The organism is uncultured Alistipes sp., assembly GCF_963931675.1.
Lineage (GTDB): Bacteria > Bacteroidota > Bacteroidia > Bacteroidales > Rikenellaceae > Alistipes.
In genome coordinates, this window is record NZ_OZ007039.1 from 620,086 (window position 1) to 641,542 (window position 21,457).

General features: G+C 58.5%; 9 protein-coding genes, 2 tRNA genes and 3 rRNA genes. 6 read left to right on the forward strand and 8 right to left on the reverse strand.

What is annotated here, in order from left to right; genetic code table 11:
• Positions 1–99 precede the first annotated feature (99 nt).
• Complete coding sequence (locus ABGT65_RS02630) at positions 100–4,998, forward strand: translocation/assembly module TamB domain-containing protein (protein WP_346699638.1); 4,899 nt, start codon at positions 100–102, stop codon at positions 4,996–4,998.
• On the forward strand, positions 4,979–7,294 hold the full coding sequence (locus ABGT65_RS02635; protein ID WP_346699639.1) for a BamA/TamA family outer membrane protein: 2,316 nt from the start codon (positions 4,979–4,981) through the stop codon (positions 7,292–7,294). Before ABGT65_RS02630 ends, ABGT65_RS02635 begins: the two co-directional genes overlap by 20 nt.
• Positions 7,295–7,576: 282 nt before the next feature.
• Here the strand turns inward: ABGT65_RS02635 and ABGT65_RS02640 are convergent, their stop codons facing one another.
• The gene (locus tag ABGT65_RS02640) at positions 7,577–9,958 is read right to left on the reverse strand and encodes a BamA/TamA family outer membrane protein (protein ID WP_346699640.1); all 2,382 of its coding nucleotides are present in this window, start codon (positions 9,956–9,958) and stop codon (positions 7,577–7,579) included.
• A 6-nt stretch (positions 9,959–9,964) separates the two neighbouring features.
• Entirely contained in the window at positions 9,965–10,711 is a 747-nt protein-coding gene (locus tag ABGT65_RS02645; protein ID WP_346699641.1) for a nitroreductase family protein, read from the reverse strand.
• 210 nt (positions 10,712–10,921) lie between these two features.
• Between ABGT65_RS02645 and dapF the strand changes: the two genes are divergently transcribed.
• The 3 genes from dapF to ABGT65_RS02660 are packed head-to-tail and all read left to right on the forward strand — an operon-like array spanning position 10,922 to position 12,772.
• Positions 10,922–11,728, forward strand: a complete 807-nt coding sequence (dapF, locus tag ABGT65_RS02650) for a diaminopimelate epimerase (protein WP_346699642.1) — start codon at positions 10,922–10,924, stop codon at positions 11,726–11,728.
• Between the two features lie 27 nt (positions 11,729–11,755).
• A complete protein-coding gene (locus tag ABGT65_RS02655; protein ID WP_346699643.1) occupies positions 11,756–11,956 on the forward strand; it encodes a hypothetical protein in 201 nt (66 codons plus the stop codon).
• A 12-nt stretch (positions 11,957–11,968) separates the two neighbouring features.
• Positions 11,969–12,772 (forward strand): alpha/beta hydrolase, encoded by an 804-nt coding sequence (locus tag ABGT65_RS02660; RefSeq protein ID WP_346699644.1) that lies wholly within the window; start codon positions 11,969–11,971, stop codon positions 12,770–12,772.
• Positions 12,773–13,099: 327 nt separating this feature from the next.
• Here the strand turns inward: ABGT65_RS02660 and rrf are convergent.
• The 6 genes from rrf to ABGT65_RS02690 all read right to left on the reverse strand — a co-directional run bounded on the left by rrf (position 13,100) and on the right by ABGT65_RS02690 (position 20,632).
• Positions 13,100–13,213: ribosomal RNA gene (rrf, locus tag ABGT65_RS02665) — 5S ribosomal RNA — on the reverse strand.
• 106 nt (positions 13,214–13,319) lie between these two features.
• Positions 13,320–16,193 (reverse strand): 23S ribosomal RNA (locus ABGT65_RS02670).
• An 87-nt stretch (positions 16,194–16,280) separates the two neighbouring features.
• Positions 16,281–16,354, reverse strand: a tRNA-Ala gene (locus ABGT65_RS02675).
• A 16-nt stretch (positions 16,355–16,370) separates the two neighbouring features.
• Positions 16,371–16,444: transfer RNA gene (locus ABGT65_RS02680), tRNA-Ile, on the reverse strand.
• Positions 16,445–16,547: 103 nt separating this feature from the next.
• Positions 16,548–18,075: ribosomal RNA gene (locus ABGT65_RS02685) — 16S ribosomal RNA — on the reverse strand.
• Together the 16S, 23S and 5S rRNA genes with 2 tRNA genes alongside form the textbook arrangement of a ribosomal RNA operon.
• A gap of 523 nt (positions 18,076–18,598) precedes the next feature.
• Positions 18,599–20,632 carry a S8 family serine peptidase gene (locus ABGT65_RS02690; RefSeq protein WP_346699645.1) on the reverse strand — a complete coding sequence of 678 codons (2,034 nt, stop codon included), beginning with the start codon at positions 20,630–20,632 and terminating at the stop codon, positions 18,599–18,601.
• A 148-nt stretch (positions 20,633–20,780) separates the two neighbouring features.
• Between ABGT65_RS02690 and ABGT65_RS02695 the strand changes: the two genes are divergently transcribed.
• Entirely contained in the window at positions 20,781–21,395 is a 615-nt protein-coding gene (locus ABGT65_RS02695; RefSeq protein WP_346699646.1) for a lipoprotein signal peptidase, read from the forward strand.
• The last annotated feature ends 62 nt before the right edge of the window (positions 21,396–21,457 follow it).

The following is a 21,457-nucleotide window of genomic DNA, read 5'->3' on the forward strand; positions in this document are numbered from 1 at the left end:
GCGGACGATTGGTTTAATCGCCCGCTTTTTGTACCTTGCAGGGTAATTCCGCAGCGACGGCCAATCGTGAAAAAATTCCTCAAATATACCCTTCGGGGAGTGCTTGCAATCGTTCTGCTGCTCTTCTGCTGCCTGGGCCTGCTCTATGTCCCGGCCGTGCAGGAACTGGCCCGGCGCAAAGCCCTGGGCCCCCTCTCGAAAAGCCTCGGGCTGGAGATCTCCGTAGAGCGGTTCCGGTTGCGCTTCCCGTTGCGGCTCGCCGCCGAGCAGATCCGGATCCTCGACTGCAGCGATACGCTCGTCGACTGCGGACGGATCGCCCTGGAGGTCAACCCCTGGCCGCTGGTCCGCAAGCGGGCGGTTGTCCGGGAGTTCGAAGTCGAACGTCTGGCGGCCCGCTACCGGGATACGGCGACGGGATTCGAGTTGCGAATTGCGGCCGGGCTGTTCGCCATCGAGCAGCTGCGGGCCGACCTGCAGCACGAAAAGGCTGCCGTCCGGCACATCGCGCTGGACAGCGCCGCCATCGTCCTCCATCCCGGAGAGCCGACAGCCGAAGAGAAACCCGACTCCGCCACCGCCCCGCTGCGCTGGGCCATCGATCTCGACACCCTCTCGATCCGCCGCACGGCCTTCGAAATGGGAGCGGAGGGGATCGATCCGGAGTTGTCGGTGCAGTTGGCCGAAGGGGGTGTGGAGCAGTGTCGGGTGCAGCTCGACAGCCAGCAGGTGGCCGTAGTCCGCGTATGGATCGACCGGGGCGACTACGCCTATTTCGTTGCACCTCCCACAGCCGGGACTGCCGGGACTGCCGGGACTGCCGGGACTGCCGGGACGGTCGGGACGGTCGGGACGGTCGGGACGGTCGGGACGGTCGGGATTTCCGAGAAAGCGGGAGCGGCAAGCATAGAAAAGACCGCCATGCCGGAAGCCGACGGACGTCCGAACCGTTCGGGAGCGGAAGCAACGCCTCAACCGGAAACAACGTCCGAACCGTGGAGCATCCGGATCGGGAAGCTGGCGTTAGCCGGGAACCGGGTTGCTTACGGTGTTGCAGGACATCGTCCGGCGGAGGGATTCGATCCCGGACGGATCGTCCTGAACGGGGTCGATCTGACGGTCGACTCGCTCTACAACCGCGGCGGAGCGGTCGCCCTGCAGATCCGGCAGCTGGCCTTCACCGAACGCTGCGGGCTCACGGTAGAACGGACGCAGGGGCGTTTCGAAATGGGACCGGAGGGGATTTCGCTCTCGGGATTCGAGCTCGCCACCGCAGCCTCACACCTGCAGGCCGACCTGACGGCAGGCCCCGGGGCGCTGCAAATGGAGCCGACCGCCCCGCTGACGGCCGATCTGACGGCCGAAGTGGCCACCCGCGACTTGGCCCGCATCGCCCCCGCGGCGATTCCCGCACCGCTGGACAACCGGCTGCTCAGGCTGCATCTCGCCACGGCCGGAACATGGGAGGAGCTCGAAAAGATCGGCGTGGAGATCTCCTCGCCTGAATGGCTCTCCCTTACACTGGACGGCAAGGCACGCTATCCGCTCGATCCGAAACGGCTGGACGCTTCGGCCCGGTTCCGGGGTGCACTCCGCAATCCGGCGTTTCTGCTGGAGGTCCTGCCCGATACGGCCCTGCGCCGCAGGGTGGCACTCCCGCGGCGAATCGGATTGCAGGGCTCGGCAACGGCTTCACACGGGGTCTATTCGCTGGCTTCGGTACTGACGGCCGGGACGGGACGGCGCGATGCAGAAACAGGTGCGGGTGCGGGTGAAAACGGAACCGGCCGCACCGGAACGGAGGGCCGCATCGGGTTGGAGGGACAGTTCGACGCGCAACGGAAGGCCTACGAGGCGACGATTCGCTGCGACAGTTTCCCGGCAGGGAGTTTCCTGCCGTCCGATTCGCTCGGACGGATCGATCTGACACTCTCCGCCCGAGGCGAAGGGTTTGATCCACTGGCTCCCGCGACCCGGGGCCGGATTCAGTTAGAGGTTGCACGGGCGGAATATCGCAGGCACGACTTCGGTGGGGTCAGCGTGGAGGCCGGACTTGCGGAGGGACGGTTGACCGGACGGATCGAGGACCGCGATTCGGTCCTGCGGCTCGCGCTCGGAATCGAGGGGCAGTTGACCCGGGAGCGGCAGCAGGCCCGGATGACAGGGCGGGTCGGATGGTTCGATCTCGCGGCACTGGGGCTGATCGCCGAACCGATCGGCGGAATGTTCCACCTCGATGCCGAAGCCGCGGCCAACGCCCCCGGATGTTACGACGCCCGCATCGCCCTGGACAGCATCGCCATTCGGAACGGAACGGAGGTCGACCGGATCCTTCCTGCGAGCGCAGCCTTCCACACCGATTCGACGCAGACCCGGGCCGAGATGCAATCGGGAGATTTACGACTGGAGTTCCGCTCCCCGGAGGCACTCGATTCGCTGAAGAACGCACTGCCCCGGTGTATCGGCGTGCTGACGCAGCAGATGCAGGCCCAACGGCTCGACATGGATTCACTGAGGCCCGTCCTGCCCGATTTCCGGCTGCAACTCTCGGCCGGACGAAACAACATCCTGAACAACTTCCTCCGCACGAAGCAGGTCGCCTTCCGAAGGCTGGAAATGCTCGGGATGAAGGGGGATTCGCTGCCCGTGGCGCTCGGAATGCAGGTCGAGGGGCTGACTTCGGGAGGCATCCGCCTCGACAGCGTGGAGGTGTCGATGCGGCAAAGAGGCCCCCGGCTGCAATATGCCCTCCGGGTGGCCAACGCCCCCGGGAATCTCGACCACCTGGCCGCTGCCGGCGTCTACGGCAGCATCGTACAGAATACCGCCCGGGCCAACCTCTACCAGCGCGACCGCAGCGGCCGCGAAGGATTGCGCTCGCAGATCGACGCCGCATGGAACGACTCCCTCGTCCGCGTAACGCTCGGGCCCGATCCGCAATTCGGATTCGAACCCTGGGCCGTCAATCCCGGCAACTACCTCGTCTACCGCTTCGACCGCAGGATCGGGGCCGACCTCGATTTGACCCGCGGAGAGCAGCGGTTCGCCATCCATTCGCTCCCCGAAGAGGGTTCGACGGACGGAATTCGGCTCGAAACGGCCGGGCTGGGGATCGGGACCATCCTGAAGCTGCTCCCCTCGGCGCCGCCCGTCGACGGTATTTTCGGCGCCGATCTCGCCCTGAGGTTGGGGGCCGATACGCTCGGGATGCAGGGGACGGTCTCCGTCGCCGGGCTCTCCTACGACCAGCAGCGATTCGGGGATGTGGCGCTCACGGCACGCTATGCCCAGGGCGCCGGGCAGCAGGCCGAAGCCCGGCTCTCGCTCGATTCCATCGATATGCTGGCGGCCTCCGTCCGCTATCGGAAAGAGGACGAAAATCCCCTCACGGCTTCGCTCGCCATCCCGGGGCTTCCCCTGCAACGTCTCAATCTCTTCCTCCCCGAAGAGATGCTGCAACTCTCGGGGGATCTCTCCGCCGAACTCCACGCAACGGGATCGCCCCGGAGGCCCATCCTCGACGGCGGTCTGCACTTCGCCGGCACGCAGCTCCGCGTCCCGATGATCGGCACCGCATTCACGCTCGCCGACGACACCATCCGCTTCGACCGCAGCCGCCTGCTCCTCGATCGATACGCCATCCTCGCCCCGAATCGCAAACCGCTGACAATCAACGGCGAGGTCGACCTTTCGGATTTCGCACGCATGAGTGCCGACCTTACCCTGCGGGCCGCGGATTTCCAACTCGTGAACGTCCCCCGCAAGGAACGGACAACCGTCTACGGAACCGCCTACCTCGACCTGAATACCTCCGTCAAGGGGCCCGTCGACGAACTTGCGGTCCGCGGAAACGTCGCCCTGCTCGGCGGAACAGACATCAACTACGTCATGCAGGGTTCCCCGATGGAGGTCAAGGAGCAGTCGCAGAACCTCATCACGTTCGTCTCCTTCCGCGATCTCGACGCGCAGGAACCCCTCGAAGAGCTCCCGCCCGTGAAGATCGGAGGGCTGGACATCGCCCTGAACATCGACATCAACAACGACGTCAAGGCCGCCGTCGACCTCTCCACCGACGGCAGCAACCGCATCGACCTCCGCGGCGGAGGGAACCTCGCCTACACGATGAACCCCCTGGGCGACATGCGTCTCGCAGGGAAATATGTCCTCTCGGGCGGAAACGTCAGGTACAACCCGCCCGTCATCGCACAGAAAGTTTTCAGGATCAAGGAGGGCAGCTACGTAGAATGGATCGGCGACCCCGCCGACCCGTCGTTCAACATCACCGCCGTGGAGAGCATCCGCACAACCGTCTCCTCCTCGTCCGACGGTCAGGATGCCCGGGCGGTGAATTTCGACATCTCGATCAATATCCGCAACACGCTCACCGACCTGGCCATCAGCTTCGACCTCGCGGCGCCCGAGGACCTCACGATGCAGAACCAACTCAACTCCCTCACCGCCGAACAGCGGGCCAATCAGGCCATGAACCTACTGATATACAACACCTACACCGGGCCCGGGACCACCGCCAAGGTCAGCTCCGAAAACCCGCTCAACACCTTTATCCAGAACGAACTGAACCAGTGGGCGCAAAACAGCCTCAAGGGTGTGGACCTCTCCTTCGGAATCGACTCCTACGGCCAGGATGACCCCAACGGGCAGCGGACCGACTACTCCTACCGCCTCTCCAAGAACCTCTTCAGCGACCGCATCCGCGCCGTCATCGGAGGCAAGTTCAGCACCGACACCGACCCGACCCAGAACCTCAAGGAGAACCTCATCGACGACATCTCGATCGAATACATGCTCGACAAACGCGACAACATGTACATCCGCCTCTTCCGGCACACCGGTTACGAAAGCATCCTCGAAGGCGAAATTACCGAAACCGGCGTCGGATTCGTCATCCGCAAACGGATCTCACGGCTCGGGGACCTCTTCCGGTCGTCGAAACCCAAACCCCAAAAACAGGTACGACATGAAGACGAGGCTCAATAGAATCCGGGGCGTACTCACCGCCGTGGGGCTGCTGCTGCTCGGAGCCTGCTCCACAACCCGCCGTATCCCGGAGGGCGAGGTCCTCTACACCGGGGTGAAACACTTCCGCATCCTCCCCGATTCGGGGGTCGTACTCTCCGCCGAGGCCGAAAGCGCCGCCCGCGAACCCCTCTCCGTGGCTCCCAACAACCCGCTCTACAGCCCCTATCTGCGCACCCCCTTCCCGACCGGACTGTGGGCCTGGAACTACTGCTACACACCCCGCGAAAAGGGATTCAAATACTGGTTCTACAAACGGCTGGCCAAAGAGCCCGTCCTCCTCTCGAGGGTCCAGCCCGCAGTCCGCACCCGGGTCGCCGAACAGGCCCTCGAAAACCACGGCTATTTCGGCTCCCGCATCTCGGACTCCCTGCGCTACCGCAAGCACGGGCGCAAAGCAAAGGTCGACTACACACTCCGCATCGCACGACCCTGGTACTACGGCAGCGTCGAGTATCCGAAGGTCAACCCGACGATGGAGCCCCTGATCGACAGCCTCCGCGCCACCTCGCTGATCCGATCCGGCGCGCAGTACAACCTCGATACGCTGACCGCCGAACAGCAGCGGATCACCGGAATCCTCCGAAACCGCGGATACTACTACTTCCGCCCCGAATACCTCGAATACCTCGCCGATACGACCCAGCGCCGCCAACAGGTCGACCTGCGGCTGAATCTGAAACCCAATCTCCCGGCCACGGCCCTCAAGCCCTATCGTGTGGGGGATGTCACCGTGCGTCTCCGGAACCTTCAGCCCGGGCCCGTCGATACGCTCCGCATCCGCAACGCCACGGTATTCGCCCAGCAACCCATGAAGATCCGGCCTCGGCTCCTCGCCCGGACCCTCACCCTCGAACCCGGCGAGCTCTTTACCGTCGAGGCCCAGAACCGGACCCAAACCGAACTCAACAAGCTCGGCATCTTCCGATCCGTCAGCCTCTCGGTCACACCGCTCGATTCGCTGCGCGGCGGGGACTCGCTCGACGTCGCCATCGACGCCCGGTTCGACTACCCGCTGGAGGTCGCACTCGAAACCGATGTCACCTCCAAGTCAAACAGCTTCATCGGACCCGGTATCGCCCTCAAGGTCAGCAACAATAACCTCTTCCGCGGCGGCGAGGTCCTCGATGTCAAGCTGAACGGATCCTACGAGTGGCAGACCGGAAACAAAAACTCCGGAGGACGCTCCTCGCGGCTCAACTCCTATGAGCTGGGGCTCAATGCGAACCTGAACCTCCCCCGGCTGCTGCTGCCCCGCGAGTGGGTCCGCAGGATGCGCTATCCCGGAAGCACCTCGTTCCAGCTGGGTGTCGACCTGATGAACCGGCCCCGTTTCTTTCACCTGATTGCCTTCAGCGGGTCGGCAGGATACAATTTCCAGACATCCCCCTACAGCCACCACGCCCTCACGGTCTTCAAACTCACCTACAACCGGCTGCTCCATACCACCGCCAGTTTCGACCAGACCATGGAGGAGAACCCCTCCATCGCCATGAGTTTCCGGAACCAGTTCGTACCCTCGATCAGTTATACCTACACCTTCGACAAAACCTACGGCGCAACCGGAAACCGCCGCTTCTACTGGCAGAACAGCCTCACATCCGCCGGGAACCTCCTCGCCGGAATCCTGCGCGCCTGCGGCGAACGACAACCCCAACTCCTCTTCGGCAACCAGTTCTCGCAGTTCGTCAAGGAGGTCAGCGAAGTGAAGTTCTACCACCGCATCGGCCGCCGCAACAACTGGCTCGCAACCCGCTTCCTCGTCGGCGTGGGGTATGCCTACGGAAACTCCGAGGTGATGCCCTACAGCGAACAGTTCTACATCGGAGGAGCAAACAGCATCCGCGCCTTCACCGTCCGCTCCATAGGCCCCGGCAGCTACCGCCCGCCCGCCGACGACAGCGACGGATATCTCGACCAGACCGGCGATTTCAAACTCGAAGCCAATATCGAATACCGGTTCGGGATCATGGGACGTCTGAACGGCGCCGTCTTCCTCGACGCTGGAAATGTCTGGCTGCTGAAAAACGACCCCAAACGTCCGGGAGCCGAACTCAAATGGAAAGGACTGCTCAATGAAATCGCACTCGGAACCGGATTCGGGCTGCGCTACGACATCAGTTATCTGGTCATCCGCGCAGACCTCGGGATCGGCATCCACACCCCCTATCCCAATCCCGACAAACGGGGCTATTACAACATCTCCAGTTTCAGGGACGGGCTGGGATTCCACCTCGCCATCGGGTATCCCTTCTGAGTCGGGCTGGCCGAAGGAGCAGGCTGGCCGGGCTGGCCGAACCGGACCGGGCAGACCGAAAGGATCAGAAAGGCAGGAAGAAGGCTGAAAAGGGCCTAAGAAGCCGGACAGGAGAGGCGGAAAAGAAGAGGCCGGAGAGAAGGCCGGAGGACGCAAAAGAGAACCGGAAGAGGGGCGGAAAAGGATCGGAAGAGGGCCGGGAGGTTGGCCGGAAAGTTGGTCGAAAGGTTGGCCGGAAGGTTGGCCGGAACAAGTTGCAGCGGCTCCACCCCGCGGCCCGCACTAAAACGGATAACCCACCCCGAAGTTCAGCGCCGTATTCTTCCACTTGAAGTTGTGGATCCAACGCTCGCCCGCCGGATTGTTCGGATTGTGAAGCTGGATGCCCCAGTCGAGGCGCAGCACCGCAAACTTGATGTCGAAACGAAGACCCAGACCCGTGTTGAAACCCAACTGCCGGTAGAAACGGTCGAAATGGAAAACCGCATCGTCCGAATACTCGTTCGGATTCTGGCGGATATACCAGATGTTGCCCACGTCGAAGAACGTCGCACCGTGGATCATGCCCCAGATCGGGAAACGCAGTTCCAGATTCGCCTCCAGTTTCACATCGCCCGTCTGCACCGGGAAGGCGTTGTGCGGATTCGCCACCGAACCCTGACCCAGCGTTCGCGGCGCCCAGCCCCGCATACCGTTGCTGCCGCCGCAGTAGAACTGGCGATCGAACGGAACCGACTCCGAATTCCCGTAGGCCATCGCCACACCGCCGTAGAGGTGTCCGACCAGTGCCGTCACGTCCCCCAGCATGATTTTACGGCTCACACTCAGGTCCGTCCGGAAATACTGCGAATACTGGATGCCGAAGATCGTATAGTAGTCCTTCCCGGCCGCCGGGGAGAAAAAGGCGTGCTCCACGGCATCGATCAGGTTGCCCGCCGTCTCGCCGTTGAAACGGACCGTCGTGGCGTTGCCCCCGAAGTTCTTCCGCTGGTTGTTGTAGCTGTAGCCGAACGACAGTCCCCCGATGAACTGCGTGCTGAAACTGTTGATCAGGTATTTGTTCTGCGTGCTCCCCAGAAACTCCGGGTCCACCGGCCGGGTCATGTCGATCACGTTGATGTCGATCGGCCGCAGCGAGAAACTCGAATAGCGGTTGTTCGTCCACAGATATGTCAGACCCGCACTCGACAGCGTCCGCGCATAGTAGGGACGGTCCTGGAAATTCACCGAAATCTCGATCTTCGTCCGGGGCTGGTTCACGTTCCGAAAGCGGCGCATGTGCCACGGCGCCAGGAACCGCGGGAAGGTCAGGCCCGCCGTGATTCCGAACTCCGTGGCCCGTTTCTTCCGCGCATCCGGGGCCTTCATGAACTCGTATCCCGCCGTGAACGACATGTCGAAAGACTCCGCACCCCGGAAAATATTCCGGTTCTGGTAACCCACCGTGGCCTTCAGTCCGTAGAAACTCGACGTCGTGCTCCCTTCGAGGTCCACTTTCACGCTCTGGCGCAGCGTCGGCGTACAGAGGATGTTGCACGTCAGATAACCCTCCCGCGTATAGAGCGTCGTCTGCGTGGAGTCCGCCGACGATCCGATGAACGAGACGTAGTTCGTGGAATCCACACGCTGCGGCTGCTCCTCAAACGCAATCCGCGTACTCTTGAAATAGCCCAGCGACATCAGGTCCGCATAGGCCCGGTTGACCTGCGACGAGTTGTAGATGTAGTTCGGGTAGAGCGGGACCGTCTGACGCAACACCCGCGGCCGCAGGTTCGGACGTTTTTCGTAGATGATGTTCAGACCCCGGTAGTAGGTCGTATCCAGCCGCGAGAAGAGTGTCGTATCGTTCCGGAGCTCCGTCGGGTCGTAGTCCGGGAAGATGTTGATCCGGTCGATGCGGTAGACCATGTTGTTGTCCATCACGGCCTTGCCTCGGGCATCGTAACCCGACAGGTACTGCTTGACGACCACCCGAAGGTCCACCTTCCGGCCTCCGCCCAGCGTATCGGCCAGGTACATGATGTTGTTCACCGAGAAGTTGTAGTAACCCCGGTCCCGCAGGTACTCCGTAATCCGTTCCCGTTCGGCATCCAGCACCGTCACGTCGTAGATCGCCCCCTGCCGGAGCAGCGTCCGCGACGTATCCGGGAGAACGATCTGTTCGAGGAACCGGTCCTGGAATTCGTAGGAAATCGAATCGATCCGGTAAGGGGCGCCCTGATGCGTATGGTAGTAGACCTTCGCCCGTTTGCGACGCGACACGGTGTCGACCCGGAACGAGACCTGCGAATTGAAGAACCCTTTCGAATCCATGTAGACCTTCAGGTTCTCGGCGCTCTTCTGCGTAAGGCTCTGGTCCAGCAGCACCGGGGCTTCGCCGATCTTCCGTTTCCATTCGTTCCAGCGGTTCTCCTTCGCAGGATTGGCCTGTTCGTAGAGCCAGACGTAGAAATTCGTTCCCAGGAAGCGTTTGTTCGGACTCTGGCGCACGTACTTCTCCAGCTCCGAAGCCGGGATCCGCTCCCGGCGCGGAACCGTCCGGTCGGATTCCACCTTCACCTGCTGCACAAGGTAGCTGCCCTCGGGAATATGCCGCGTGACGCTGCACGCCGAGCCCACCAGGCCCAGCAGCGCTGCAACGATTATGCGGCACAGCTTGCCCACGGAGGATCAGTGATTGAAGAAGCCCTTCTCTTTCAACAGCGCAAAATAGGACTCCGAGATGGCCAGGTTGTCCCGCCTCACATAACGCCGTTCGGTGAAGATCTTCGCCAGATTCGGCAGGCCGTTCTCCTCCAGCAGCCGTTTCGTCAGTTCCGACTCCTCGCGTTCGGCCCACAGTTCGTCGATCTCCGCAGTCGTATAGTCCGTGTATTTCTCGTAATGGACCACCGCATCCAACGGAAGGCGGTCGGTCAACCCGGGCGATTCGGCCGGATAGCCCAGCACTACCGTTGTGAGGGGAATAACCCCCTTCGGGAGCTCCAGGATCCGCGAAATGTCACCCGCGGTATAGATCGTCGTGCCGAGGATGCAGATCCCCAGCCCGTGCAGTTCGGCCTCCACGCAGAGATTCTGCGTCGCCAGCCACGCATCCGCCGAGGCGTTCAGGAACCACGCGAAGTTGTCGTAGGCCGGATCGGCGTCGCGCTGTTCGCACCACATCGTAAAACGGTGCACGTCGGCGCACACCGTCACCAGACACGGAGCCTCCAGGACCATCGGCTGGTTGAAATGGCACGGCGAGAGTTTCTCGCGCAACGCCCGGTCACGGGTCACGATCAGCGAATAGAGCTGCATGTTGCCGCACGTCGAAGCCCGCGTGGCGGCTTCAAGGCATTCGCGCAGAACCTCTTCGGGAATCGGCGTCGGGCGGAATTTACGTATCGAACGATGCTTGAAAAGCACACTTTTCATAGATTAGACCTTTAAAAAACACCTTTGTCTTACAAAATATCCGGACTCCGAGACTCTCGGGCGGATATTTTTCACAAAAGTAGCAAAACTTTTAGAAGTTTTACTATTTTTGTACAGGATAAACCGCCGCACAAAGAGGCCCGACCGTGCGCCGTACAATCCGGGAACAACCGCCAGGTCACCGACTTGCCGGGACAAAACAGCCGAAAGGTGCAAACCGAATTTGCAAAATACGAGGGTGCCGGAAACGACTTCATCCTCATCGACAACCGCAACGGCGTCTTCACGCCCGAGCCCGGCTTGATCGCCCGGTTGTGCGACCGCCACTTCGGAATCGGAGCCGACGGAGTGATGACCCTGGCCCACAGTGCCGAAATCGACTGCTCGATGCGCTACTACAACGCCGACGGATCGGAAGGCGAAATGTGCGGCAACGGCGCCCGATGTTTCACGCTCTTCGCCGAACACCTCGGAATCGGAGGCGAAACCAAATTCTTCGACGCCGCAGACGGACTCCACACCGCCCGCATTCTCCGCACGAAGGGGCTCACCGGAGAGATCGAACTCGGCATGATTGCCGTCCGTGAGATTCACGAAGGCGACAGCTGGTGGTTCCTCAATACGGGAGTGCCCCATTACGTCGAGTTCGTCGACAACCTCGATTCGGTCGATGTCGTGGGTTGCGGCCGCACGATCCGCTACGACACGGCTCGTTTCCCGCAAGGTACGAACGTCAATTTCGTCCAGGTCACCGGGAAGGGCGCCATCCGGATCCGTACCTACGAACGCGGCGTGGAGAACGAAACCCTCGCCTGCGGAACCGGGGCTACCGCCGCTGCCATCGTGGCCAACTTCGCCCTCCAGCCCGAAACTTCCCGCTATGCAGTCTCCGTACCCGGAGGGACACTCGCGGTACGGTTTTCGCATGAACCACACACGCAGATTTACACGGACGTCCGCCTCTCGGGTCCCGCCCGCCGGGTTTTCGAAGGCACGTTCGACCGCGAAAACTTCTAATTACCAACCTTTTCCATTTCCCTATCCATGAAAACACAAAAGGGAGTCCGTGAACACGACACGGACGAACTTCGGAAAGCCAAGCGCCTCGAACCCATCCGCAAAAGCGGTAAAGAACGTCACGCCCTCTACAGCAAATTCGAGGAGGATGAGGACGACGATGCGTACACCTCCTACATCAAGCGCGAATCCGCACTCGACTACCTCGACGACGAAGAGGAAGCATAAACCCGTTCACCCATGATCGAAAAATTCATCATGGCAGGGCCCACGGCCCTGCATGTCTGCGACTCCCAACAGGGAGAGCGATGTATCGTGCTGCTGCACGGTTATCTCGAATCGATGCTCGTCTGGGAGGATTTCATACCTTATTTATATAAGGAGGTGCGCGTCGTGACGCTCGACATCCCCGGGCACGGCATCTCCGTCGTCCAGGGCGAAAAGCACTCGATGGAGTTTCTGGCCGACACCGTGGCCGATGCCATCCGTGCGCTGGGAATCTCCCGCTGCACGATCGTCGGGCACTCCATGGGCGGCTACGTGGCCCTGGCCCTCTGCGAACGCCACCCCGACCTGCTCGACGGAGTGGTATTGCTGAGTTCGACGCCGAATCCGGACACGCCGGAGAAGGCCGAGAACCGTCGGCGCGAGATTGCATTGGTGAAGGCCGGCAAGAAGGAGTTGCTGGCGCGGGTCGCCCCGGCAGCAGGATTCGCCGAGGAGAACCGGGACCGGATGAAGGATTACATCGAGGATCTCACCGAACAGGTCTTCATCACCGAAGATGACGGAATCGTGGCATTGCTGAACGGCATGATCGACCGCAAGGATCAAAATGCGATGCTGCGCGAGACCCGGGTGCCGGTGCTCTTCATCCTCGGGCGCAAGGACAACTACATTCCGGTAGAGGTCGCCGAGAAGATGGTTGCCGACCATCCCGAAGCCCGGGTTGTCTGGCTCGAAAATTCAGGGCACATGGGCTTCCTCGAAGAGCCCGAGGCAACCGCCCAGGCGCTGCTCGATTTCGTCAAGGCGCCGAAGTGATCCGCCGTCTTAAGAAGACGGTTTCAGGGGCGGCCGACCGGCACATGGCTCAGACGCAAATCCCCGCTCTCCAACCTTATAACCTCCCCACAAGCCCCGGTAGCAGAAAACCGGGTCGAATCCCTATTCGAATCGGCTGCCCCCAAACCCAAAGGGGGCTTTCTTAAAGCCCAAACCCTTCCTTTCAAGGAGGGGTTTGGGGTGGTTGTCTGCATCAATGGCGGCTTGCCGCCTCTTCAAGACCAGAAATACGGACATCCCGGGATGTAAAGCAGACAATACCTCAAATACACACAAAAAAAGACCAACCCGTAAAGGCTGGTCTTGAAGAGGCGGCTACCTACTCTCCCACGGGATAACCGCAGTACCATCGGCGTTAGTGAGCTTAACTTCTCTGTTCGGAATGGGAAGAGGTGGAACCTCACTGCTATAACCACCTAAAAGATCCTGTGCTTCATTCTATCGAAGCCGTGCGAGTATCTTCCGATACAAAGCCGTCGCACCCGGTATAGCTTGACACGTTAGGGAAATGAGATATAGATGCGCTGTAGGAAAGCCGTTCGGGTAATTAGTACTGCTCGGCTTTGACATTACTGTCTTTACACCTGCAGCCTATCAACGTAGTCGTCTCCTACGCCCCTCAAGGGAAGACTTATCTTGGGGATGGCTTCGCGCTTAGATGCTTTCAGCGCTTATCCAAACCGAACGCGGCTACTCGGCGGTACACTTGGCAGCATAACCGATACACCGGAGGTTCGTCCAACTCGGTCCTCTCGTACTAAAGTCAGGACCCCTCAATCTTCCTGCGCCCGCGACAGATAGAGACCGAACTGTCTCACGACGTTCTGAACCCAGCTCGCGTGCCACTTTAATCGGCGAACAGCCGAACCCTTGGGACCTTCTCCAGCCCCAGGATGTGACGAGCCGACATCGAGGTGCCAAACCGCCGCGTCGATATGAGCTCTTGGCGGCGATCAGCCTGTTATCCCCGGAGTACCTTTTATCCTTTGAGCGATGGCCAGTCCACACAGAACCACCGGATCACTATACCCTACTTTCGTACCTGATCGACTTGTCGGTCTCACAGTCAAGCGCCCTTATGCTATTGCACTCTGCGCACGGTTACCATTCGTGCTGAGGGCACCTTGGGAAGCCTCCGTTACGCTTTTGGAGGCGACCACCCCAGTCAAACTACCCACCAAACGGTGTCCCCCTCACCGGGGTTAGAATCCAAGTACACAAAGGGCCGTATTTCAACGTCGGCTCCTCGAACACTGGCGTGCCCGACTCAATGCCTCCGGCCTATCCTACACATTCTGTACCCAAATTCAGCGTTAAGCTATAGTAAAGGTTCACGGGGTCTTTTCGTCCCGTCGCGGGTACCCGGCATCTTCACCGGGACTACAATTTCACCGAGCTCACGGTTGAGACAGTGTCCAGATCGTTACACCATTCGTGCAGGTCGGAACTTACCCGACAAGGAATTTCGCTACCTTAGGACCGTTATAGTTACGGCCGCCGTTTACTGGGGCTTCGATTCAATGCTTCTCTTGCGATGACATCCCCTCTTAACCTTCCAGCACCGGGCAGGTGTCAGGCCCTATACCTCTTCTTTCGAATTTGCAGAGCCCTGTGTTTTTGATAAACAGTCGCCTGGACCTCTTCGCTGCGCCCTACTCTCATAGGGACCCCTTTTCCCGAAGTTACGGGGTTAATTTGCCTAGTTCCTTAACCGTGATTCACTCGAGCACCTTAGGATACTCTCCTCGACCACCTGTGTCGGTTTACGGTACGGGTGACATGCACTGTAACTTAGAAGATTTTCTCGGAAGTCAACTTGGGTGAACTATCAGATTGGCCGTAGCCGCTCCGTACTGTCAGGTCTCAGCAAGGACTAACTCTTAATCTGTCCCTATACCTACGCCTTTTAACCACCTATTCCGTCAGGCGGCGTCACTTACGTCCCTTCGTCTCTCCATCGAGGTACATGTCAGTATCGGAATATTAACCGATTGTCCATCGAGATCTCCGTTCGGATTACCCTTAGGACCCGACTAACCCTGATCCGATTAGCGTTGATCAGGAAACCTTGGTCTTGCGGTGTGCGGGTTACTCTCCCGCATTATCGTTACTTATGCCTACATTTGCTTTTCCATACGCTCCACAAAATCTCACGACTCTGCTTCGGCGCGAATGGAATGCTCCCCTACCACACTCTCGTGTCCAGAATTTCGGTGATATGCTTGATGCCCGTTTATTATCCACGCTCTGTCGCTCGACTAGTGAGCTGTTACGCACTCTTTGAATGAATAGCTGCTTCCAAGCTAACATCCTAGCTGTCTCTGCAACAAAACATCGTTAGTTCAACTTAGCATATGCTTTGGGACCTTAATTGCTGGTCTGTGTTGTTCCACTCTCGTAACCGGACATTAGCACCCGGTCGCTCACTGCTGTAAATCATACTACTGGCATTCGGAGTTTGTCAGGATTTGGTAGGCGGTGAAGCCCCCGCATCCAATCAGTAGCTCTACCTCCAGTAGACTCTTTATTACAACGCTGCCCCTAAAGGCATTTCGGGGAGTACGAGCTATTTCCCAGCTTGATTAGCCTTTCACCCCTACCCTCAAGTCATCGAGAAGCTTTTCAACGCTTATTCGTTCGGACCTCCAGTCGGTGTTACCCGACCTTCATCCTGCTCAAGGGTAGATCGCAAGGTTTCGCGTCTACAACCACTGACTGGCCGCCCTGTTCAGACTCGCTTTCGCTTCGGCTCCGTGACTCCTGTCACTTAACCTCGCCAGTGATTAGTAACTCGTAGGCTCATTATTCAATAGGCACGCCGTCACGGCACGAAGCCGCTCCGACCGGTTGTAAGCGTATGGTTTCAGGTTCTATTTCACTCCCCTGTTCGGGGTTCTTTTCACCTTTCCCTCACGGTACTGGTCCACTATCGGTCTCTTGGGAGTATTTAGCCTTACCGGGTGGTCCCGGCTAATTCTGACAGGATTCCTCGTGTCCCGCCATACTCAGGATACTGCTATCGAAAAACTAACTTACCTGTACGGGCCTTTCACCCTCTATGGACGAACTTTCCAGATCGTTCCAGTTCATTGTCTCTTGAATATCGCAGTCCTATTACCCCGGCATTGCCGTAACAATACCGGTTTGGGCTCCTTCCCGTTCGCTCGCCGCTACTTAGGAAATCGATGTTTCTTTCTTTTCCTCCTCCTACTAAGATGTTTCAGTTCAGAGGGTTGGCCTCCGTCGCCGGATGTCAGGCCTTCTGCCTGACGGGTTGTCCCATTCAGAAATCTCCGGATCAAATCTTGTTTGCAAATCCCCGGAGCTTATCGCAGCTTACCACGTCTTTCTTCGCCTCCAAGAGCCTAGGCATTCCCCATACGCCCTTATTTACTTTCTTACAACTCCTTATACGTCGCAATACGTATAAGAACCATATCTCATCTCCTTAATCATGTCAATGAACGTTGAATCTTGCGATTCAGAGTGGAGGATAAGGGAGTCGAACCCTTGACCCCCTGCTTGCAAAGCAGGTGCTCTAGCCAACTGAGCTAATCCCCCGAGTGTTGCATCGGTGTAGTCCCGTGCGGACTTGAACCGCAGACCCCTACATTATCAGTGTAGTGCTCTAACCAACTGAGCTACGGGACTGTTATCCGCGGGAAAACCCCACTCGAGTATAACATTAAAAATTACCAGTTACTTTGAGAGAAAATCGTAGATCGATCTGTCTGCGAACAGTCATACTCTCCAGAAAGGAGGTGTTCCAGCCGCACCTTCCGGTACGGCTACCTTGTTACGACTTAGCCCCAGTCACCGGTTTTGCCCTAGGTCGCTCCTTGCGGTCACGAACTTCAAGCACCCCCAGCTTCCATGGCTTGACGGGCGGTGTGTACAAGGCCCGGGAACGTATTCACCGCGCCATGGCTGATGCGCGATTACTAGCGAATCCAACTTCATGGAGGCGGGTTTCAGCCTCCAATCCGAACTGAGACAGGCTTTCGAGATTCGCATCCCCTCGCGGGGTAGCTGCCCTCTGTACCTGCCATTGTAACACGTGTGTAGCCCCGGACGTAAGGGCCGTGCTGATTTGACGTCATCCCCACCTTCCTCTCGGCTTACACCGGCAGTCCCGCCAGAGTGCCCAGCTTGACCTGATGGCAACTAACGGTAGGGGTTGCGCTCGTTATGGGACTTAACCCGACACCTCACGGCACGAGCTGACGACAACCATGCAGCACCTAGTTTCTCGCCCCGTAGGGAAGACCTGTTTCCAAGTCCGTCGATAACTTTCAAGCCCGGGTAAGGTTCCTCGCGTATCATCGAATTAAACCACATGTTCCTCCGCTTGTGCGGGCCCCCGTCAATTCCTTTGAGTTTCATTCTTGCGAACGTACTCCCCAGGTGGATAACTTATCGCTTTCGCTTAGCCACCGACCGTGTATCGCCGACAGCGAGTTATCATCGTTTACTGCGTGGACTACCAGGGTATCTAATCCTGTTTGCTCCCCACGCTTTCGTGCCTCAACGTCAGATATAGTTTGGTAAGCTGCCTTCGCAATCGGTGTTCTGTATGATCTCTAAGCATTTCACCGCTACACCATACATTCCGCCTACCGCAACTACTCTCTAGTCCAACAGTATTAGAGGCAGTGCCGGAGTTAAGCCCCGGGATTTCACCTCTAACTTATCAAACCGCCTACGCACCCTTTAAACCCAATAAATCCGGATAACGCTTGGATCCTCCGTATTACCGCGGCTGCTGGCACGGAGTTAGCCGATCCTTATTCATACGATACTTTCAGTCACCTACACGTAGGTGAGTTTACCCTCGTACAAAAGCAGTTTACAACTCATAGAGCCGTCTTCCTGCACGCGGCATGGCTGGTTCAGACTTGCGTCCATTGACCAATATTCCTCACTGCTGCCTCCCGTAGGAGTTTGGTCCGTGTCTCAGTACCAATGTGGGGGGTTAACCTCTCAGTCCCCCTATGTATCGTCGCCTTGGTGAGCCGTTACCTCACCAACAAGCTAATACAACGCATGCCCATCCAAAACCACCGGAGTTTTCAACACCAAAAGATGCCTTTCAGTATGTTATGGGGTATTAGTACCAATTTCTCAGTGTTATCCCCCTGTTCTGGGTAGGTTGCATACGCGTTACGCACCCGTGCGCCGGTCGCCGGCAGTTGAAGCAAGCTTCAACCCCGATGCCCCTCGACTTGCATGTGTTAGGCCTGCCGCTAGCGTTCATCCTGAGCCAGGATCAAACTCTCCATTGTAAAAAAAGAATGTTTCGTTAGAGTCCTGACTATTCGTTTTCCTTTAAAGGAAATTGACAGATAAATACTACAATTTTGCTCTCAAAATATAACCAGTAATTCAAAGAACCACTTTAAAAAAGCTTCGCATTTTGGTTGCGAAAGGGATTGCAAAGATAAGTCATCTTTTTGAATCCCGCAAATCTTTTTCAAGATTTTTTTTCGGCCTTCCCGAAGGAGCGGCGCGAAAGGGATTGCAAAGATAGGTAATCTTTTCCAAACCTCCAAAAACTTTTTCAAGAACTTTGCATCTTATTGAAAACCAGACCTCAAAACCGTCTCAAGCTCCTTTATTGTAAACCTTCGACTTGTTTGTAAGAACCGTTGTTTCTCAAATGCGGATGCAAAGGTAGCGACTTTTTCCGAACCTGCAAATATTTGCGGCTATTTTTTTCAAAAAAATCATTTTTTTGCCAAAAGAAGGCCCCCTACCCTATATATATTAGGCAGGGGGCTTCAAATCCCTCTTTCTGCAACCCGTCCGTCAGAGCCAGCCGCCATTCCCGGCCAACCCGGCCCGCGAAACCACTGCAAACTCCCGGGTAAACTCCGTATCGCCCGCCGTCGCCTTTATGCGCAGGATCGAAACGCCCGGCCTGGTGCTCCGGAACGTAATCTGCGAGCCGTCGATCTGCTGCGACGCGGCGGCGATCCCCAGACTCTCCGGAGATTCCAGATCCGCAGACTCCAGCGCCACCTTACTCTGCTCGCCGCCGAAGAAACGCGCGAAATCCACCGTCGTGGACTCCCCGACCGGAATATAAATCGCCGAAGTCCCCCGGATCGCCAACAGCAGTTTGAGCGCATCGACGCAGCCGCCGCCCATCTTGTCCTGGTAAGCCGTAAGATCGGGAACCGTGATCCCCTCCTTCGTACCGGTGAAATAGTGGTCGATTCCATAGACCGAGCTCAACAGCAGCGACTTGAACTCCGCCGCCGTATATTTGCGGCCCAGCTGCGCCGCATAGGAGAGCCCCAGGGCCGCAACGCCCGAAACGTGCGGGCACGCCATCGAGGTCCCCTGCATGAACCCGTAACCATAAAACGACGGATCCTGTTTCCGGCCATCCTGATAGTCGATGGCATTGTCGCAGAGGATCGTGCTCAGCACCTGGCCGTCCGCATAGTATTTGCCCGACTCCTCGGCCGGAGAGGTATAGACGTCCCCGCCCGGAGCCGTCATGTCGACCCACGTGCCGTAATCCGTATAATAGGCCGGGCAGAAGGCCCAGTCCATCGCCCCGACGGCAATCACCGGCGAGTAGGCCGCCGGATACATCGGGGCATCGCCGTAAATATCGCCGTCGTTCCCCGCCGCGAAGATCACCAGGCCGCCCTGCAGCGGCGAATTCGGGTTGTTGGTCCCGGCACCCGCGACAAAGGTATCGATCGCCGTGCGGATCACGCCATAGGAACGATCCCACTCCCTGTCGATCTGATCTGCCGTAAGGTCCTCGAAATCATATCCCCAGCTGTTCTGAGCGATGACGGCGCCGTTCCTCCAGGCATACTCGAAGGCCTTCACGACCGGATTGCTCGATTCGTCGCCGTCGCCGTAGCCCATGATCTGGCACGACATGATCTTCACGCCGCCCTTGCCGCTCCGGCCCCCGGCTATGCCGCAGACGCCGCGCGAATTGTTGTTCACGGCGGCGATCACGCCCGCAACGTGCGTGCCGTGGTCGGCATAGGTCCACCCGTCCTCGTCGTGCATGGCCGAACGCCAGTCGAGTTCCGCCGTATTGTCCCAGAAGTTGTAGCCGTGTTCCTGCGGTTTGGAGGGGTTCGACCAAATGTTGGCCGCCAGGTCGGGGTGCGTCGTCTGCACCGGCTCGTCGAGCACCGCGACGACGATCTCCTCGTCGCCCGTACAGAGCTGCCACGCATCCAGCAGGTTGATATCCGCACCGGCTCTCGGCGTGGAGAAGTATTCGTTCGGGCCGGCATTGTCGAAATGCCACTGATAGGGCAGCATCCTGTCGTTCATGGAGGTCGAAGCACGGGTTTCGCCCAAAGCCGGGAAGTGCCCGGAACGGGCCGGAACGACCCGTCCGACATGCAGCGGGCGGATGTGCCGCGGATTGATCTCATACTCCACGGCCGAAATCCCCGACACGGCGGCAAAACGCGTCCCGACCTCCGAGAGGTCGGCGTCCTTGTCAAATGCGACCCGGTACCAGCAATTCATACCCGTCCGGTCGTAAACCGCCTCCCATTCGGGATCGTAGTCCACGATTCGCTGGAAGCGGTCCGCGCCGATCTCTTCAAGCAGCGCATCGATGTCGTCAACGCCCGAACGGGTTGCGCATCCCCCTGCACGGGTGGAAGCCTGTTGCGCCTGCGCGGCGGCCACGGTCCGGGCCATCTCCGGGGAGAGTTTCACCGAAAGAGCTCCCTGCAAGGCGACCTCCGGGGCCGGAGTCCCAATAATTCGGGCTTGGGTCCCGGACGTCTCCAAGGGCTCCTTCACACAAGCAGCCGCGGCCACCAGGCTGCAAATGATCAACAATCTCTTCATACACATTTCTCTCTTGATGTAAGATTCCAAAGGTATCGCTTTTTTGCAAAAATCAAAATATCCGGCCCGGATTTCCGCCAAAATATACCCCATTCTCCGAAAAAAAGAGATTTTTTCGTATTTTTGCCCCGCACAACAACCGGAACTTATGAATCTGAAAAAAATATCCCTGCTCGTCGTCCTGCTGCTCATCGCAGATCAGGCCCTCAAGATCTGGATCAAGACCCACATGCACCTCGACGAGTCGATCGTGGTCTTTCCCGACTGGTTCCAGCTCCGTTTCATCGAAAACAACGGCGCCGCATTCGGCATGCACATCAACACCGGCAGCGGTTTCGACTGGGGGAAACTCCTGCTCGGGATATTCCGCATCGTGATGGTCGGATTCATCGGGTGGTTCATCTGCCACCTCGCCAAAAAACGGGAAGGGACTCCCAGGGGGGTGATCGTCGGGCTGGCGCTGATCTTCGCCGGGGCCATGGGCAACATCCTCGACAGTGCCTTCTACGGGCTGATCTTCTCCGAATCGACCCCTTACAGCGTGGCGGAATTCGGCGGGCACTATGCCGGGTTCATGATGGGGAAGGTCGTAGACATGTTCTACTTCCCGCTGTTCCAATGGAACGGAGTGCCGCGGATGCTGCGGTTCCTGGTCGACAGCAACAACTATTTCTTCGGCGCCATCTTCAATCTGGCCGATGCCTACATCTCCGTGGCCGTAGTCTATCTGCTTCTGTTTCAGTATAAATTCTTCAGCAAGTAGTTTTTTTTCAAAAAAACGGTTGTGAATTCGGAAAAAAGTATTACTTTTGCACACCGCAATTC

Bases quoted from the DNA above. Each gene is read 5' to 3' on its own strand.
- ABGT65_RS02635 (WP_346699639.1), top strand. From the start codon at position 4,979: ATGAAGACGAGGCTCAATAGAATCCGGGGCGTACTCACCGCCGTGGGG.
- ABGT65_RS02645 (WP_346699641.1), bottom strand. From the start codon at position 10,711: ATGAAAAGTGTGCTTTTCAAGCATCGTTCGATACGTAAATTCCGCCCG.
- ABGT65_RS02655 (WP_346699643.1), top strand. From the start codon at position 11,756: ATGAAAACACAAAAGGGAGTCCGTGAACACGACACGGACGAACTTCGG.
- ABGT65_RS02660 (WP_346699644.1), top strand. From the start codon at position 11,969: ATGATCGAAAAATTCATCATGGCAGGGCCCACGGCCCTGCATGTCTGC.
- ABGT65_RS02690 (WP_346699645.1), bottom strand. From the start codon at position 20,632: ATGAAGAGATTGTTGATCATTTGCAGCCTGGTGGCCGCGGCTGCTTGT.
- ABGT65_RS02695 (WP_346699646.1), top strand. From the start codon at position 20,781: ATGAATCTGAAAAAAATATCCCTGCTCGTCGTCCTGCTGCTCATCGCA.